The following is a 16,976-nucleotide window of genomic DNA, read 5'->3' as shown; positions in this document are numbered from 1 at the left end:
AGCCCATAGACATCCGATTTAATCGGACACACGTTCCGTTAATTTAGGAAAACGATGTATTTTAAGAGGATTATCGGACTATGGTTCCGTTATTGCACCTAAAGTATGTCTTTTTCCAATTAAATATAGTGACTAACGGAAGCTGTGTCCGATAACATGGGGAAAAACGTTTATTTTAGCAAAATAACGGAACCTGTGTCCTATAATACAATTTGAAGGTTATAAAAAAATACACCTGATCCATAAATGATCAGGTGTACACCAAAGATTTATTTCTCTTGCATTCCAGTGTAAATCAGTATGGCATCTCTTAAAAATTCGGCGGTGCCAGGCTGTTTTTTATCATAATAAGCAGTAAACCGCTCATCATCTACATACATTTGGGCAAGACCGGCATGTGCTTCCTTACTGTATTCTTTCCAATAGTAAGTTAACCATTTTTTGTGTAAATCTGCCGCTTTTTGTGCCAGTTCGCATGCTGGGTCACCTGTCTTAAATGCTTCTGCTAGGGTTGACTGTACTTGGTCTGCAAGTGCCGTTACCTCTTCATATTGTTCTTGAGACATGTTCTTTAGCTTAGCGTTTGATTCTTCAACCCTCTCATCACCGTATTTTTTACGGATCTCCCCTCCATATTTCTTTTCGTTTTCATCTATCATTTTTTGTTTGAATCCTTCAAACTTTTCATGGTTGGACATTTGATCTATTCTCCCTTCCGTTAAAGCAATTGTTTTTTCAACATTTGCAATTAACAAATCCAATTGATTTCTTTTTCCAAGGAGCTTCACGCGATGTTCTCTAAGTGCCTTTTCTCTATCAAATGAAGGGGACATCACTATTTCTCTAATACTTTCTAGATTTACACCCAGTTCTCGGTAAAATAAGATTTGCTGTAGCCTATCCACTTCAGCTTGACCATAGATCCGATATCCAGATGAATTGATTCTTGCCGGCTTAAGAATCCCAATTTCATCATAATATCGAAGGGTTCTGGTGCTAATGCCTGCTAGATTACTTAGTTTTTGTATGGTATATTCCATGCGATAACCTCCTTACGAGATTAAGATACACCTTTACGTTACGTGAAGGTCAATTACTTTAACAAAATTTTTTCAAAAAAATAAACCACCTTTGCAATCATGCAAAGTGGCCATTTTTTGTTATTTGAGCAATTTTAATAATTTCTTCTAAATAGTAATAGGTATTAAATTTTCCTTGAGCGATTAATTTTCTAATTTCTTGAATCGTTGCCCATTTTACTTCACTAACCTCTTCGACCTGTAACTTACATTCTTCAAGACTAAAATCTTGTTGAATGAACCAAACATCACAAAAATTATTTTCTCTTTTTAAAGATAAAACAATTTCTGCATATCCCTTCTCTGCCTTCAACCCCACTTCTTCATACAGTTCACGCTGACAAGCAGTATAGCTATCCTCTCCTTTAATGGCGGAGCCACCTGTGATGGCCCACATATTAGGATTTGAGGAAACGGTACTTGCTCTTTTTTGAATTAAAAATTCCCCTTTGCTGTTTATGATCCATATATGGACAACTAAATGGTATTCATTTTCGTGAAGCTTTTCACCTCTAATAATGGTTCTGCCTGTTCTTTCTCTATTCTCATTATAAATATCCCAAACTTCCACATTATCCTCTCCAACACTCATTTTTCGTTTCGACCTCTGACCCGAGTTAAACTATAATTCTTCATAATCCGCGAAACTCCTTCTTTTCCTTTTTCGGAAGACTATTTCTAAAAAATTGGCTGGTGATTCTCACCACGTTTGGCACTTATTCTTATTTTATGATAGTGTAATGGAGTATTATATTTAAGGAGGATTTTTAAATATGACAAATCAACATGATTCAAATGCATTACCACCTAAAACTTGTTCAGTCGATCGTTTAGTTACGTTGCCAGCGGATGTTGAATTGGTACTTGCAGGTAAAAAAACAGCTACCCGTCGAAACGGCCGCTACGCTGACGTAGGAGAAATCATGACTCTACAAGGTAAGGATTTTGTAGTGGAGAAGGTTTATTCTCAATCTTTAGGCGAGTTAACTGACGAGCATGCCAAACAGGAAGGCTTTGAGACCGTAGAAGAGTATAAGCAATCCATTCTTTCTTATCACCCTGGTATGCCTTGGCTTCCACAAATGAGAGTTTGGGTGCATGAATTCCGTCCAGTTAACGAGTAAACAATTGTAAGATATGTATATTTTTTATCGTATCCTTCTTTTTTTACACGTGAGCAGCGTAATTATGTCAGTAGGACCCTTCTTTGTTTTAATTGCCATTGTAAAAAAGCTAAAGACAGCAGAAGGAAAAGTCCAAACCATCTACATAGATATTTTTCGTTTAACGGTAAGAATGGTGAAACATGCTGGTCATGTGTTGGTAGGCTCGGGGATTCTTTTAATCATATTAAGCGAATATTGGTCATGGAAAACCCCTTGGATCGTTGCCACACTCTTTGTCATGTTTGTATCCATTTTCTTCTTAGCTCGGGCATTTACACCTGTTCTTAAAAAATTTAATGAACCTAATCCAAATAAGGAGCTTCTGGTTAAAAAATTAACCCGTACCGTTTGGATTTATCTGTTCTTATTAATGACCATGCTTTGGTTCATGGTTGCAAAACCTGCCTTATGGCAATAAAAACTGGATGGCGCCTACGCACCATCCAGTTTTTTAATTTATTTTAAATTAGTGGGTAATGCAGAATACGTTACTTTGGAATCAAATTTAATAACTTGTTTTGCCCCCACATGGTAGATCTTGCTTTTGGTATCCATGCTATAAACACGGTATCCGCTACCTGAGTTTAAGGTTCGCACCTTCTCAAGACCTTTTGACGTTTGTTTGTATAAGGTAATTTTACCTTTTAACATAACTTTACCAATCTGACCTTCTTTTACTTCAACCCCATCCCAGTACTTTTTCTTTTCAGGAGCTGGCTTTTTTGGTTCATCTTTAGGCATTACAGTCATGGATGGTAATCCAGAAATATAACCAACTCCACCCGTTTTGTTGATACCTATTTCTCGATCTACCGCTTTTAGTAATTCTTCTTTGTTTACTGCCGTTATTTCTTTCCCGTCAACCTCATCACCAGGATGTTGGAAATTACTCATCAGGTAAGCAAAACCGTTCCGATCATCTGCCATTTGTAATCCAGTTGATTCGGCTCCAGTAGGAGTGGATAAAACACGTGATAACTCCTTCGTATCGACATTGTACGCCCATACAAAGTTGTTTGTATGCATACCACTGTCTTCACCAATAAACAACGTTCTCATTGCTTCTGAAAAGCTAAGATTATCTGGATTAGCAATCTTATCCGGGTTAGCTGTATTTCCATAAGCATCGGGAGTAGCAAGATCCTCACCTACTAACAATCCATTCATAGAAGAAGCAACATAAGCACTATGAATACTGTTCCCTTTATGATCTTTTTGGCCACCAGAAAGGTTAATTTGGAAAGTTACACCTGATTTTCTTTTTGGTAATTGAATATGGTCAGCAGGGTCTATACCTTTTGTATCCTTTTCCATTGATTTACTTACGTCTGACATCGCCACATATACTTTTTTATCTTTATTATTTACCGTCATACCCTCCATTTTATTAAATTCGGAAGTAGCTCCTAAGATGGCAGCATATCGACGTGATTCAAGAAAGGCAGCGGCTTTTTCCATACCTTTTTTAACCTTTAAATACTCCGTTTTTCCGTAAGAGTATTGCTTAATAGCTGTAAAACCTTCTGTAGGCTGATCAGAAGTTTCAAAGATGTCGCTAAATTTTGTTCCTTTATCAATGATTTTTTTAATTTCAGTATCAGTAGCATGTCCAAGGTTTATCCATTGAAGTTCACCAGACCCGCCATTTTCTGTACCCGTTTGATTAAACTTAGCCGCATATAACGTCCCTGAAGATAGGTCAGCAGCTTTGTCTGCCACATACATAAACATCATCGTGTTTGTACCATCATCTCCAAAGAAGACTGTACGGTTGTCTGCCATAACTTTCGATAATTCATGAGATTTTCGACCCATGCTATAGTGCTTGACTACTTTTGTAGAACCATCAGCATTTACTTTAATCTCTGGAACATATCCATAAAAATATGGGTTTGCTTTCTTTTCATCACCAAAATATAATTTGGCATAACTTTTTGTCCAAGTTGCTGCGGAAGATTCTGGATCAAATTCAAAGCTACGTGCATCTGGCTCATACTCTTCTGAACCTAAATGTGTGTTCCAAGGAGAAACAGAACCGTTACATGGGATCCAAAGCCCGTTCACTTCAGAAAAATCAATTTTCTTTACTTCAGCAACCGTTAACTCACCTGTATTTTTGTCTTGATTAAATTTAGTGAGAGACATAGATGCTGGTACTAAGCCGTAAGTTGAATTCCCTGCTGCATCCATTGTGTCATATTCATAATGAGTAACCATATATAGATTACCGTTTATTGGATTTAAAAAACTATTTGAATCTGGTGCATCCGATACAAAGTAAGTTTTTTCTGGAGTGCTTGGATCGACAATAGGATTTCCATTTACATCAATTGGAATCCCAGCTGCAATCTTTTCCCCTTTATTCGTTGCTACTTTATCTTCTGATTTGAATAAATAATGATATGTTAATGGAAACTTCTTAACGTCGCCGTTACTATATTTCACTTCTACAGATGCATCCGTATAGGTTTTCACCATTTGCTCTACGGTTGTTGGTGCCTTCATTCCATTAAACTTAACAGAATCAATTTTTACATCCTTCACAGATGCTGCTGTGGCAGGAGTAACAGCGGGAATCATCAGTCCAAGTGCTAAGGCAAATGCTAACGTCTTTTTATTAGAGTTTTTCATTGTAAGGATAACCTCCAGTTTTTTGTTGGTTACTACTCTTACTATTAAACTAAATAATTGTAAACGTAATATTAGATTGATATATAGTTTTTGTTATGAAATTATTAAGCTAAAGTAAAAAATGGATGGTTTCTAAGAACCATCCATTTTTTAACTATTTCTTCTTAATATCTACCAAATATGCATAACCATTTTTTACTTTTACTTTTGCTAAAACTTCACCCTTCGCAGCTGCATTTTCCCATTCAAGCCCTGTGTTATCTTCTACAAAGTATTTATCTAAACTATAGCGGATATTCGCTACTTCTTTTTGACCGATATCCGACCAAACATAACTAAGCTTCCCTTTAAGATAAATGCCCTTTTTAGGTTTTTGCAAGGTTACGTGAATAGGAACATGAACCCCATTCTTTTTTTCTAAGGCAACAAAAACGGTAACGTCACCATGTCCTTTATCCAGCTCAGCTAAGACATCCTTTTCCAACAAATTACGAGGCACTTCCTCTGCTTCATAACGGAGAGTGATATAATCGCCACGAAATAAATCTGATGGGTCAACCGGCTTAGTTTGAAGAAGGATTTCATCACCAACTAATAGCGTGTAAAGCGGAGTTACAGCCATAGCTAGTAAGATGAGAACTGGCAGTGCACATGCTAACCATAAATGTTTCGTTCGTTTAGTCATGACCAGTTCCCCCTTTTTTACGTTGTTTTTCAAAATAAAAACCGAAGCCGAGTAATAGTAGACCTCCGATGATAAAAACAAACGACTTTGGTAAAAACGCAAAAGAAATATCTAAATAAAAACGGAAAATCATGAAGCATAAAATAACGATACTTAATAAGCTTCCTCTTTTGATCAGATAAAATAAAAAAAGCACATATAATAGAGAAAAAGGAATATAAATCCAATCGTTTGGCCAAACATCCTCAAAGGATAATAGGAAGGCTGCTGCGCCGTGTACTAGGTGCCCTAGCGAAATATATACATTTCGGATGTTTGATCTAACCAAAACAAGTGCTAGCCCTAACACTAAATACACTAGTCCATATAGGTAGATCCATTCATCATCGCCTCTTATGAAAAAGTTTAATAGTGTTCCAATGAAAGCAAGTAGTTGTATTCCTGTAATAAAGCCTGTCACCTTTGAAAAACCGATTTTCTCATTTAGTACATAGATAGCTCCTATCCATAGGAGGATCCAATATGGGATAGTACCAGAAAACCAATCTAGTTGGTTACTTAAATAGATAAGAACAAACAATGAGGCTAGCATTAAAATCCATTTATCTTTTAATACCCAGGCAAGTGGTAAAATTCCTAATGACCACCATAAAAAGGCATCCTGAAATTCTCCTCCAAAGTTAAACATTTGTCCTATGAGGAAAATGCCTGCTCCAAATACGAAAACTCCTAAATAATAAAAGCTTTTTGACGTTTTGGGGTACTGAGTTTCCATCTTAAAACCGGCAAAAATACTTCCAACATACAATCCAAGTATAAGAATAAATTTGGCTAGTTTACCGATTTCACCCCAGTTGCTGGCGATAAAGCTAAGGATTCCAGCACCAATTAAAATCGAGCCAACATATAGAAGTGTCTTAGTAAAAGATAAACCTGGTTTTACTTCATATAAATCTTGAATATCCTTTGATTGTTCTGCTGTGATTCTCTCCGTTTCTTCAAGATAATGAATCTCTCTTTTTAACATTTCCAAATCTTTTGCTTTTAGGCTACGCTTTGTAGGCAAATTCTCACTCCTCTCTTTTTGCTTCATTATTATATTCACTATGACTATTTAATATAATTTTGTTTTTTCACCTTAAGTATAGCGTATTTTTTAAAATGATTGTTGCATTTTGACAAAGGTAGTTACACATAGAAAAAGAGCCCACAGTGAGCTCTTTAAATTTAAAAACCAAATTCCATCTTATATTATTTTAATAAACCACTTTCAATAAAATGACTAAGCAATCCCTAATCTATTCCAAATGAAAACCGACTAAACCAAACAAATATTTTCTCTTTTAAACTTATCTTTAAAAAATTCATCCAATTTTGAAAGTATCAATTATATTCTGTAAGTTTTCTGCTCTAACATTAAGTTCATTAACAGAAGATGCAATTTCTTCCATGGAAGCTAATTGTTCTTCTGTTGAGGCAGCAACCATTTGAGTATTCTCGTCTATTATTTTCACTTGCTGTGAAGAACTCAAAATAGAAATATTTAACTCTTCTGCTTTTTTAGACATCTCTTCAGTATAAACAACAACGTTTTTAATTTCATTTGCAACATCATTTGTTCTTCCATTTATACTAGAAAATGATTCCCCAGCTACTTGAATTAAAAGCATTCCCTCATTTGTTTCTTTTGAGACAGATTCCATTGAAGAAACAGTCAATAAAGTATCTTGTTGGATATCGAATATTAACTTCCGTATTTTCCCTGCTGAAGATGAGGACTCATCAGCCAACTTTCTTACCTCGTTAGCAACTACGGCAAACCCCTTACCATGTTCCCCTGCACGTGCTGCTTCAATGGCTGCATTTAAACTTAAAAGGTTTGTTTGCTCAGCAATAGATGTAATAACATCTAAAATTGTGCCAACTTCTTTTGAACGTTCGACTAATTTTTGTATTACCTTTAACGTTTCATTTACAGCCTGTTCTATCGTTTTCATTTGATTTATAGCTTCTTTTATATTCTCATTCCCTAATTCTGCCTCTTCTGTGGTTTTCAATGTAAACAGCGATACCTTTTGGGACCTTTCTGTAATAAACGATAGTTGTTCAGATAATTTTGTTACTAAATCCACATCACTATTTGCTTGAATAGATTGCTTCTCTATAAAGGATGCAACCTCTTCAATAGAAGAACTAATGGTATTGGTTGCTTGGGTCGTTTCTTCCGTAATAGCAAGAAGTTCTTGGCTTGCTGCCGCTACTTCTTGAGACACATTTTGGCTATTGAGAATTACTTCGCTAAACGATGATACCATTCTATTTAATGACTCACTTATTGTAGCAAATTCATCACGTGAATAAACTGAGATTTTCCCCGACAAATCTCCAGCTGCCACATACTCTGTGAACTTCTCTATGTTTAAAACTTGATTCTTAATTCCAAAATAAAATCCCAACACCAGATAAACTAGAAGAAGTATCCCCCCTGTTACAGAACCAATAACTACTTTCTGCCCTGATTTCATTTTTTGTATATCTGAGAGTAGTAATCCGTCAAGTTGTCTTGATTGGATTTCAAGTAGGCTAAATATTGAATTTATTGTATCAGTCGTTTTTTCAAAATATAGACCAGGCTCAATTGTAATTTTCTTTGCTGATAACAATTCTTTATCAATGATTTCAACTATTTCTCTTGCATTGTCAATAGAACTTGTAAATTCTTGTCCTATTGTTTTTTTGAAATTTGGATCTAGTTCAATGATTGTCTGATAGTTTCGATTGGTAGTAGTAATATATTCATCCATCATTTTCATTAGGTAAATAAGTTGAATTCGTTCCTCTTGCGTCATTGTTTGTCTCGTCGCAATTCCAACGCCTGTTGCTCTTGATTTCCCCATATATTCTGTGATTTGGGGTAGATTATTTACTAACAAATTGTTCAGGTGATTGTTTACCAAATTTGGATCTAATGAAAGGTTTGTTTCATCAGAATTATTAATTAAAATTTGAAACAATAGATTTATTAATTCGTTATGGATATTAATGCTATCGGGAATGGATAGATGAATGCTCTCTCTATCCACTTCGTTCCATTTGGCCTGAATATTTTTTATTCCATTAGACACCTTAGGTATATTTTCTTCCTGCTTAACATGCTTTTCTAATACGATTAACTGATCCTGAATTTTCAACTTAACTTCATTTAATTTGGATTCAGCTTCACGATCACCACTCAGCACATTTACGGTCAGGCCACGATGCTGTTGTGCTAATTTTATAAGTGGAAAAATTTCCTGTAAGACCTTAACGCCTGTGCGTTCTTTTTCAGCAAAAGATATTTCATTTTGAGTTTTAATTACCATGTTCATGGATAATACTGACACAGTTAAAAGGATAATGAGAAAGAGTACCATAAATTTTTTAAAAAATGATAATTGATTCAATAGCTTTACAGCGGGACCAAAAACTACTTTCATAATGGTGAATTCTCCTTAGTTTCTTTATTATCGGTCAATGGTGATAAGTAAATTAAAAGTTCTTTAAAAGGCAATGGTTTCGTATAAAGGTAGCCTTGTACTTCATCGCAACCCATCTGTTTTAATATTGTATATTGCTTAGGAGTTTCAACGCCCTCTCCGACTACCCTCATGCCAAGTTCATGGGCAAGCTTAATAATCATTGCTACAATACTTTTTCCTTCTTTATCCCCCGTTATCTTATTTACAAAGCTACGGTCTATCTTTAATACGTCCGTTCGAAATTCTTGAAGATAGTTAAGAGAGGAATATCCGGTTCCAAAATCATCTAAGCTAATGCTAAAACCATATTCACGAAATCGATTAATAACTCTGTTAACCCGCTCTTTATTATGGATAAATACTGATTCAGTAATTTCAATTTCAATAAAGGAAGATGGGATTCCCATGTTCTCAATCATTTCTATGTATTCATTCACAGAATTTACACTCAGTAATTGCTGAACTGAAAAATTAATTGATACCTTATATGAACTATGAAACTTTTCATTTATAATTTTTAACTTTCTACAAGATTCTTCAAAAACCCACTGGCCTATTGAAATCATTAACCCGTTTTGTTCTGCTACACAAATAAACTCATTAGGACTTATAATTCCTAATTCAGGATGATTCCATCTAATCAATGACTCAAATGAAACAATCTTATCTGTCACCGCATCAACTCTAGGTTGAAAATAGACTTCTAACTGATGGTTTCGAACGGCATTTCTTATGTCATTCTTAATTAAAAACGCGCGATAATTCAGAATAGCTAGAGATGTATCAAAAATCTTATATTGATTTTTCCCTTTTTCCTTTGCAAACTTCATTGAACTTGTTGTATAGGTAAGTAAAGTCTTCTTTTCCGCTGCATCAATTGGAAAATGACAAAGTCCCAAACTAATCGTCATATAGATATCATTTTCATTAACAATAAAAGGCTTTTTAAACATGTCCATCATTTTCTCGCCAACAGTTTTACAGAAATGTCTATCACCTGGTACAATTAAGGCGAATTCATCACCTGCTATCCGAGCAAGAAAGCTATCTTTCTTAAGATTAGTAGTTATTCGATTTGAAATTAACTGTAGAAGTTGGTCCCCTACCTCATGTCCAAATATGTCATTGATGTGTTGAAAATCATCGATATTAAATATAGCTAATACCCAATTATTCCGATTCTCCACCATGGTTTTTAGTCTTGATTTGAAAAACAATCGATTAGGCAAATTAGTCAAAGGGTCATAAAACTCTTTAACTTGTAACTGTTGCTTGATTTTTTTTTCTTCTGTTAAGTCTCTAAAGTTTATTACCATCCCATTAATTCCTGGGTGATCGTAAAAATTGGTCAAAATTAATTCATGAACATAATATAATCCGTTAACATGACGTGCTCGTATTTGGAAACGGACAGGCACTTGTGGATGCATCAATGCTTGATCATACTGTTGATAAAAATAGGAGCAATCCTCTCTATGTATCAATTGCACCACGCTTTGATTTAATACTTCACGTTCGTCCTTTTGGGTTATTTTCTTATATGTTGGACTCATATAACAAACATTAAAATTAGAATCGATGATGGCAACCCCTTCATTTGCATGTTGAATCATCGCATGGATCCGTTCTGCACTTTGATTTAATTCTTCCTCCATAAGTTTCTTCCGAGTAATGTCATTTCTAATAGACACAAATTGATAAGGTCTAGAATTTTTATCAAGAAAAGGGACAATGACAGTATCTACCCAATAGTTGGAACCGTCTTTTGCTTTGTTTTTTACTTCGCCTTTCCACACCTGTCCACTGCAGATGGTTTTCCACATTTGTCTAAAAAAATGGCTGGAGTGATATCCTGAATTAATTATTCGATGATCTTGCCCAACCAATTCTTCCTTTGAGTATTTAGAAAATTCACAAAATCTATCATTTACATATGTAATCTTTCCAGTTCGATCAGTAACAGCAATGATAGATGAAGCATCTAAAGCTTGTTCTAAATTACTAGAAAGAAGAGAATTAAATGCCAATGTATAGTCACCACTTTCACTTTAAAAGAGATATTTTTGTTTAAGTCAAGTCTAGGATGGTCTGAAATTGATGTGAGGCAATATCACACTTCAGCAAGAATCTTAATGATTGATACGAAATTTTAAAGACATCAATATTTTTAAAAAACATCAAAACAAATGACTTTTCTACTATATTTCTTATCCATTACTAGTTCAGATGTAACAAGCATTTAAACTATAGCACAGTGTTTACATTGTTATATCTATAAAATTCAGATGTCATAAATTGTTCAAGTTTAGAAAAAAATCCTATAACAATCTGTTGACAATTGTTATAATTTTTAAATACATTTACAATTTATACCTGTATTTATTTGACTCTTAAGGATTTTTAAAATCGGCTACATACAAAACAAATCGAGATAGAACTAAGTTCTACCTCGATTTAAACTAAAAACTATTAATCTAATGAAATTTTTACTTTTTTGTCTGAAAAAGATGTTTTTGTATATCCTTCAATATCAAATTGTACAGGAATAAATATATCTTCCTTATCTTCACTTACCATTTCAATATGGTGTTCAGATGAAAAGAATCTTGGCTGGTTAATACTGTTTAAGCGGTAGAAATAATCTTCATATTTATAAGTGGAACCGTCTTTATCAACATAAAACCCATTGATGCTTGATCCACCTGAACCATGGCCGTCTTTATTATAAAATTTTACATTTAGTACTTCATAATTTCGTTTTGATGATAACGCTTCTTTCAGCAAGATTTGTGTCGGATGTCCGATTTTAATTTCTTCAATGGAAATCTCATTACCTAGATATTCAAATGTTTGCGGAAACTTTTTTGTCATGTCGACTTTGTATTGTTGATGATCCTCTATGGTATAACCAACCGAACCAAATTGAATCTGAATTTCCTTTGGTTGTTCTAGGTAAAGTGAATCAAACATAGCTTCGGTTGAAATCCAACCATTTTTACCGCTGCCTACTCCGGTATAGCCAGTTTGTATACCTAGTCGATCATTTACATAATCCTTAATATTCGCTTCCAAACTAGAAATTTGAATATAGTTAAGCTTTTTCATAGGATCACCACTTTTATACCTATAGGACAACATGGTTACAGTTGGCGCAATGGTTAACTTCTCAATTACGACCGGATTTCCTTCCACTTGCGTTTCTATATTCAATTCATGAACAATCACATCATGTTTCTTTACTGGAATAGTGAAACTCCACTCTCCATCTATAAATTCATTTTGGCCAGTAGGTATACTTTTGTAAAACTCATTATTTGTTGAAGAATTTGCTACTTTTTCAAGTTTCTTTAACTCCAACTGAATACTTCCTTTTGCTACTGACAATGGTGCTAAGGCTAATCTACCTCTAAACACATTTTCAGAATCAGAATATAGTTTGAAATGACTTCTTATAGGTGACTCTTCACTATCTTTCCAAATTTGAGCTTGGTTCACTATTTCAAAGTCATCGTTGAAGTTAATCATATAGTTATTTTCATTCAATGTGTCCTCGATTTCATAGTAAATAAGAGTTTGGATATCATCTGCAACGACATTAGTAACCTTTACCTTGACTCCATTGCTTTCTGATACTAAGTTTAGATTTTCTGTTAAACCATGTTGAACATTCTTCTCGATTTTTTCATTTTCTTTGTGACTTAAATCTTGCCACCAATCCATTACCGATGTAAAACCATTGGTAGCAAACGCCGTGCCGACAAAAAAGGTTAGCAACAATCCCGCAACTAAGCCCATCGTAGCCTGCTTTTTGAATAACTTTTTATTTTTCTTCTGGGTACTCTCTACTTTGTGTTTCACATTTTTCATAAATTGATCTGGCACTTCAATCGATTCGTTTTCATGGTAGAGAATGGAGATCACTTCCTGAATTTTTCTCCAATCCTCTTGGCAACTTCCGCATTGTTGAAGGTGCTTTTCTACTTCTTGTCTATTTTTTTCACTTAGATTTCCTTCCAATAAATCTACTAAGCTTTCTTGAATAGCATTACAGTTCATTACCTTCACCACCCTCGATTACTTTTCTTAGCAAAATAAGTCCCCTATATAATCTGGATTTTATTGTCCCTACTGGTACCTTTAAAATCTCGGCAATTTCATCCTGTGAGAAACCCTTCATGTACTTTAAAATGATAATTTCTTTATATTTTTCATCCAGCTGAGCTAGTCCGTCTAGCACCTCTACCTTGGTCTCATGCTGACTCATATCTTCCGTAACAACGGGCCCCTCCATTTCTCTTTGCTTATTTTTTCGATAAAGGTTTCGACACTCGTTTATAAAAATAGAGGTTACCCATGTATCAAAATATTGCTCTTCCTTAAGCTGATGGATTTTTTCATGAACTTTGATAATCGTATTATGAAAAACATCCTCGACATCATGGTGACTTTTTAAATAGGCCCATCCGATTTTATAAAACTTTGATTTCCGTGTATCAAACCAATGGATTATGGCATTCATATCTTGTTTTTTTATCTTCTTTAACATCCTTGAATCCGATAAAGATACAATCACAATCGTCTCCGCTCCTTTCCCTTTGCTGCTTTATGTATCAATTAGAGTTTTTAAGTCTATGAAAAGTTCCATCACAATGAAAAAATTTTACAAAAGGCTGTTTTCGTATAGTTTGTAGTTTTCGTAAAAATCCCTAAAGCCGGATTTTTACAGGGTCTCTTAATTTGCGCTCAGCTCTTTTCTTCATTTCCTATGAGTTTCAACACCCTATATAGTGAAATGCTATTTATTAGTTAGAAAAAGCAACAAAGTTTCAGAAAAGAGCCTTTCAAAACAAAAAAATCGCCTAAATGGACGATTTAATTGCATCATAACTTATTTCATATCGCTCGGTAAACTAGCTTCTTCCTTTATATGTACAAACCAGGAAAGAATAGTGGTGCTGTCTCTCACATTTTTATCTCTAATTTCCTCTAACAGCATTTTGACACTTTCTTCATTTGAAAAGTTTGCAAATGGCTTATGGATTTCTTTAGGGTCTGTAAAAAAAGTATTCGGGCATTCTGTAAGACCATCTGTTGTAAGAAATAGTTGATTCTTTCCTTTTCTAAGTTCTTTTCTTCCAGTACTGTAACAAGGAACAGGCAAATCAAATGTATTCACCTGTCCTACCCATTGATAAAAACTTCTTTGATTTTGCTGGTATTCGTTTAAGGCAGATAATTCCGGATGAAACAAATATAGAATACAATCTCCTATTGATAACCACCAAAGAAACTTACCTTTTCTTGCTACGCATAAGCAAGCTGTTTCTCCTTGAACCTTTTGACATGCCTCTTTAAATGATTCACTTTGGAAAGTGGCTAAAAGTTGTTCATTTAAACGGTTGAAGGCTTCATTGATAGGTAGATCCAAACAATTTTGGATTTCCTTTTTATGATTTTGAAAAGTATGGATAACTAATTCAGCACTTTCAGCCGTATGGTGAGCATCTAACAGGATGACAAATTCCCAATCCTGCTCCTCATTGACCCAAATCAAACATCCATCTTCATTTTTATACTGCCCTTGAGCTGAGTTTCCGCCGAAGCGTCCCAACACGATCTGACCAATCGGATGTATATCTAGTTCATCTACATAATTCTCTTGACTCCCTACCCAGTAATACTCTTTTATTTTATTCATAATGATTCATCTCTAAGTAAGCTTTCAATCTATTACACAATTCTATTACCTTTTGATTGTTACCCATAGGAGCATTAGGTGCATCATAAACAGCAAAAGGTGCCCAATATTCTTCAGGTGTATGAGGATAGCGAGCAATAACATGCATATGAAGATGAGGAACAGCATTTCCTGAAACAACTGCATATACATGCTCCGCTTTTTCTGTCTCTTTTAAGGCTTTACTGATTCTTGCCATAATCATTCCGAATGCTTTTGCCTCGTCTGGGTTCATTTCTGCTAGCGTTGGAACATGTCTTTTTAAGTCAATCATCATATGACCTAAATAATTGGGCTGTCCATTTCGGTCAATATGTCCAACATAGACAAATTCGTCCTCATAAACAATGCTGCCTGCTGTTTGGATTTTCCCGTTATGCTTGTCACAAATAAAGCAATTTTCACTCATGATTCTTGTCCCTCCCCGAAAAAATAAAAAGCCTATCATCTCATAAAGAGACGATAGGCTATGCTAACGTGGTACCACTCTTCTTAGTTTGTAAACCACAAACTTTCTCAAGACTCGATTACGGGAGTAAACCGTTTAGACCTACTTTTTTCAGCCTAACCACTCCTAGGCGAGTTCGGGAATGGTATTGACTGTCTTTCACCAACCGACAGCTCTCTTCACAATACGAATTCCTTACTATTCCTAATCTCAGTGTTTTATATGGAAAACTTTTACTTATCTTATAAAACTTTGAAATATTCTGTCAAGTACTCTATGAAAAAATGGATCTATTTTTTCGTAGTAACCAAGCCTCGACCAATCAGATTTGCAGAAACTGGCTTCTTACCAATTTCCCTTGCCCAAACAGATAGTTGACCCATGTGATGTATTTCGTGGGCAATCATATGTCTCATTACTTCTCCCCATGTAAAAATTTCTATTTTCCCATCAGAATCGTGATCTTCTAATAATCGATTTTCCATATTCTCGTTCCAGCTCAGCACAAATTCTTCCACTTCGATATGAAAACGATTATTGAGTTCTCTTATTCTGTCTATGCTGCGATACTCTTCAAAATTCTCTTGAAAATCAGTTTTCCCTTGAATAATACGAATCCAGCTCCACTCCACATCGATAATGTGGAAGAGGGTATGTAGGATTCCCCCTACTCCTCCAGTGCGATTTACTAATAACTCTTCTTCCTTCACATCCTCACACCACTGTAACCACTCTTCCCTAACCATCCAATTATATTGAAACAAAGTTTGCATGATAGTTGCCTCCGATTCAATGATTCTCTTAATTTCCTAATTTTAACATATTCACTTAAAGTATACTAAATAGAAAAAAACTGCTTTTCAAAGAAAAACAGTTTTAAAGTAGAAATAACATACAATAGCTGTAAAAATTCCAAATGATATGAATGGTAATCGAAACCCACAGCGATCTTGTATATAGATAACTTAGCATAAATAAGAGACCCATGAAGCCGGCTGAGATATACGCGCCTGTATGACCTGCTGCAAAAACAACAGTCGAAAGGCTAATCAGAATGAGAACATGATATTTCCCCAACAAAAGCTTTGGTAATAAGCGGTATAGTATTTCTTCTTTTACTGGGGTGAGAATGGCAATAGCTAGGAAAATCAAAAATAAGGTTATCCAACTATAATGATCATTTGGATCTAAATTTAAGCTTTTTAATTGCTTGTCATTCGATTCAAGTTGATAAATTCCATTAACAATTTGTTGAAAAACAAAGTTTGTGACAAGAACACCAAGTATCACTATATAGGTTTTACGTTGTTTAAACACAGCAAGCTGCCAAGTTGTTTTTCTAAAAACCTGTAGCCTAAATGGTCGTATCATTAATATGACAAGGAGAACAATAATTGCATCTAGAAATAATCCCTGATAGGGTCCATTTAAAATTTTGTCACTAAATCTTGTTCCTGTTACTTCATCAAATATGACTAATGGAATAATAGAAGCAAACATGAGCAATCCATATACAAGGACAGCAAATATAAAGTGCTTCCATTTAAAAATGGAAGGGTCTATTGGAGGCTGAGAGTTTTTAAGTTCTAATTTTTCCATAAATGTGGTTCTCCCCATAAATAATAATCAAAATAATCATATCATGGTGGTCTATTTTTGTCTGAAGGCAGTTGTTACTAAGCTTGGATATTTGTTTTTTGTTTAAAATTTGG

Annotated in this window: 15 protein-coding genes and 1 other annotated feature; of the genes, 2 read left to right on the top strand and 13 right to left on the bottom strand. The window is 34.7% G+C overall.

All coding sequences use genetic code 11. The annotated features are described in order from the left end of the window. Nucleotides 1–269: 269 nt before the first annotated feature. Both ACSBPO_RS04340 and ACSBPO_RS04335 read right to left on the bottom strand, forming a co-directional pair. Nucleotides 270–1,040, bottom strand: coding sequence for a MerR family transcriptional regulator (locus ACSBPO_RS04340; RefSeq protein ID WP_442598856.1), 771 nt, complete (start codon nt 1,038–1,040; stop codon nt 270–272). A gap of 97 nt (nt 1,041–1,137) precedes the next feature. Continuing rightward, on the bottom strand, nt 1,138–1,671 hold the full coding sequence (locus ACSBPO_RS04335; protein WP_442598855.1) for an NUDIX hydrolase: 534 nt from the start codon (nt 1,669–1,671) through the stop codon (nt 1,138–1,140). A gap of 181 nt (nt 1,672–1,852) precedes the next feature. On the opposite strand from ACSBPO_RS04335, the gene ACSBPO_RS04330 reads away from it, so the two are divergent. Together ACSBPO_RS04330 and ACSBPO_RS04325 are read left to right on the top strand one after the other, a co-directional pair. Beyond that, nucleotides 1,853–2,203, top strand: coding sequence for an ASCH domain-containing protein (locus ACSBPO_RS04330; protein ID WP_442598854.1), 351 nt, complete (start codon nt 1,853–1,855; stop codon nt 2,201–2,203). Between the two features lie 13 nt (nt 2,204–2,216). Beyond that, entirely contained in the window at nt 2,217–2,663 is a 447-nt protein-coding gene (locus ACSBPO_RS04325) for a hypothetical protein (protein ID WP_442598853.1), read from the top strand. Nucleotides 2,664–2,701: 38 nt separating this feature from the next. On the opposite strand, the gene ACSBPO_RS04320 is transcribed toward ACSBPO_RS04325, so the two are convergent. The 11 genes from ACSBPO_RS04320 to ACSBPO_RS04270 form a co-directional block, all read right to left on the bottom strand. Next, nucleotides 2,702–4,876, bottom strand: a complete 2,175-nt coding sequence (locus ACSBPO_RS04320) for a PhoX family protein (protein ID WP_442598852.1) — start codon at nt 4,874–4,876, stop codon at nt 2,702–2,704. Nucleotides 4,877–5,030: 154 nt separating this feature from the next. After that, nucleotides 5,031–5,561 (bottom strand): GDYXXLXY domain-containing protein, encoded by a 531-nt coding sequence (locus ACSBPO_RS04315; protein ID WP_442598851.1) that lies wholly within the window; start codon nt 5,559–5,561, stop codon nt 5,031–5,033. Next, entirely contained in the window at nt 5,554–6,627 is a 1,074-nt protein-coding gene (locus ACSBPO_RS04310; protein WP_442598850.1) for a DUF2157 domain-containing protein, read from the bottom strand. Before ACSBPO_RS04310 ends, ACSBPO_RS04315 begins: the two co-directional genes overlap by 8 nt. Nucleotides 6,628–6,925: 298 nt before the next feature. After that, nucleotides 6,926–9,037: a methyl-accepting chemotaxis protein gene (locus ACSBPO_RS04305; protein WP_442598849.1), complete on the bottom strand. Its 2,112-nt coding sequence runs from the start codon at nt 9,035–9,037 to the stop codon at nt 6,926–6,928. Beyond that, nucleotides 9,034–11,106: an EAL domain-containing protein gene (locus tag ACSBPO_RS04300; protein ID WP_442598848.1), complete on the bottom strand. Its 2,073-nt coding sequence runs from the start codon at nt 11,104–11,106 to the stop codon at nt 9,034–9,036. Before ACSBPO_RS04300 ends, ACSBPO_RS04305 begins: the two co-directional genes overlap by 4 nt. 442 nt (nt 11,107–11,548) lie before the next feature. Continuing rightward, nucleotides 11,549–13,135 carry a DUF4179 domain-containing protein gene (locus ACSBPO_RS04295; protein WP_442598847.1) on the bottom strand — a complete coding sequence of 529 codons (1,587 nt, stop codon included), beginning with the start codon at nt 13,133–13,135 and terminating at the stop codon, nt 11,549–11,551. Then, on the bottom strand, nt 13,125–13,652 hold the full coding sequence (locus ACSBPO_RS04290) for an RNA polymerase sigma factor (protein WP_442598846.1): 528 nt from the start codon (nt 13,650–13,652) through the stop codon (nt 13,125–13,127). Before ACSBPO_RS04290 ends, ACSBPO_RS04295 begins: the two co-directional genes overlap by 11 nt. A gap of 315 nt (nt 13,653–13,967) precedes the next feature. Further along, entirely contained in the window at nt 13,968–14,777 is an 810-nt protein-coding gene (locus tag ACSBPO_RS04285; protein WP_442598845.1) for a protein phosphatase 2C domain-containing protein, read from the bottom strand. Next, on the bottom strand, nt 14,770–15,225 hold the full coding sequence (locus tag ACSBPO_RS04280; protein ID WP_442598844.1) for an HIT family protein: 456 nt from the start codon (nt 15,223–15,225) through the stop codon (nt 14,770–14,772). Before ACSBPO_RS04280 ends, ACSBPO_RS04285 begins: the two co-directional genes overlap by 8 nt. Nucleotides 15,226–15,268: 43 nt before the next feature. Beyond that, nucleotides 15,269–15,485 (bottom strand) — a binding site (T-box leader). Nucleotides 15,486–15,554: 69 nt separating this feature from the next. Next, nucleotides 15,555–16,037, bottom strand: coding sequence for a DinB family protein (locus ACSBPO_RS04275; protein ID WP_442598843.1), 483 nt, complete (start codon nt 16,035–16,037; stop codon nt 15,555–15,557). A 103-nt stretch (nt 16,038–16,140) separates the two neighbouring features. Next, nucleotides 16,141–16,863 carry a CPBP family intramembrane glutamic endopeptidase gene (locus ACSBPO_RS04270; RefSeq protein ID WP_442598842.1) on the bottom strand — a complete coding sequence of 241 codons (723 nt, stop codon included), beginning with the start codon at nt 16,861–16,863 and terminating at the stop codon, nt 16,141–16,143. Nucleotides 16,864–16,976 lie beyond the last annotated feature (113 nt).

The organism is Neobacillus sp. D3-1R (genome assembly GCF_052180215.1).
Taxonomy (GTDB): domain Bacteria; phylum Bacillota; class Bacilli; order Bacillales; family Cytobacillaceae; genus Pseudoneobacillus.
This window is presented reverse-complemented; position numbering and strand designations above follow the sequence as displayed.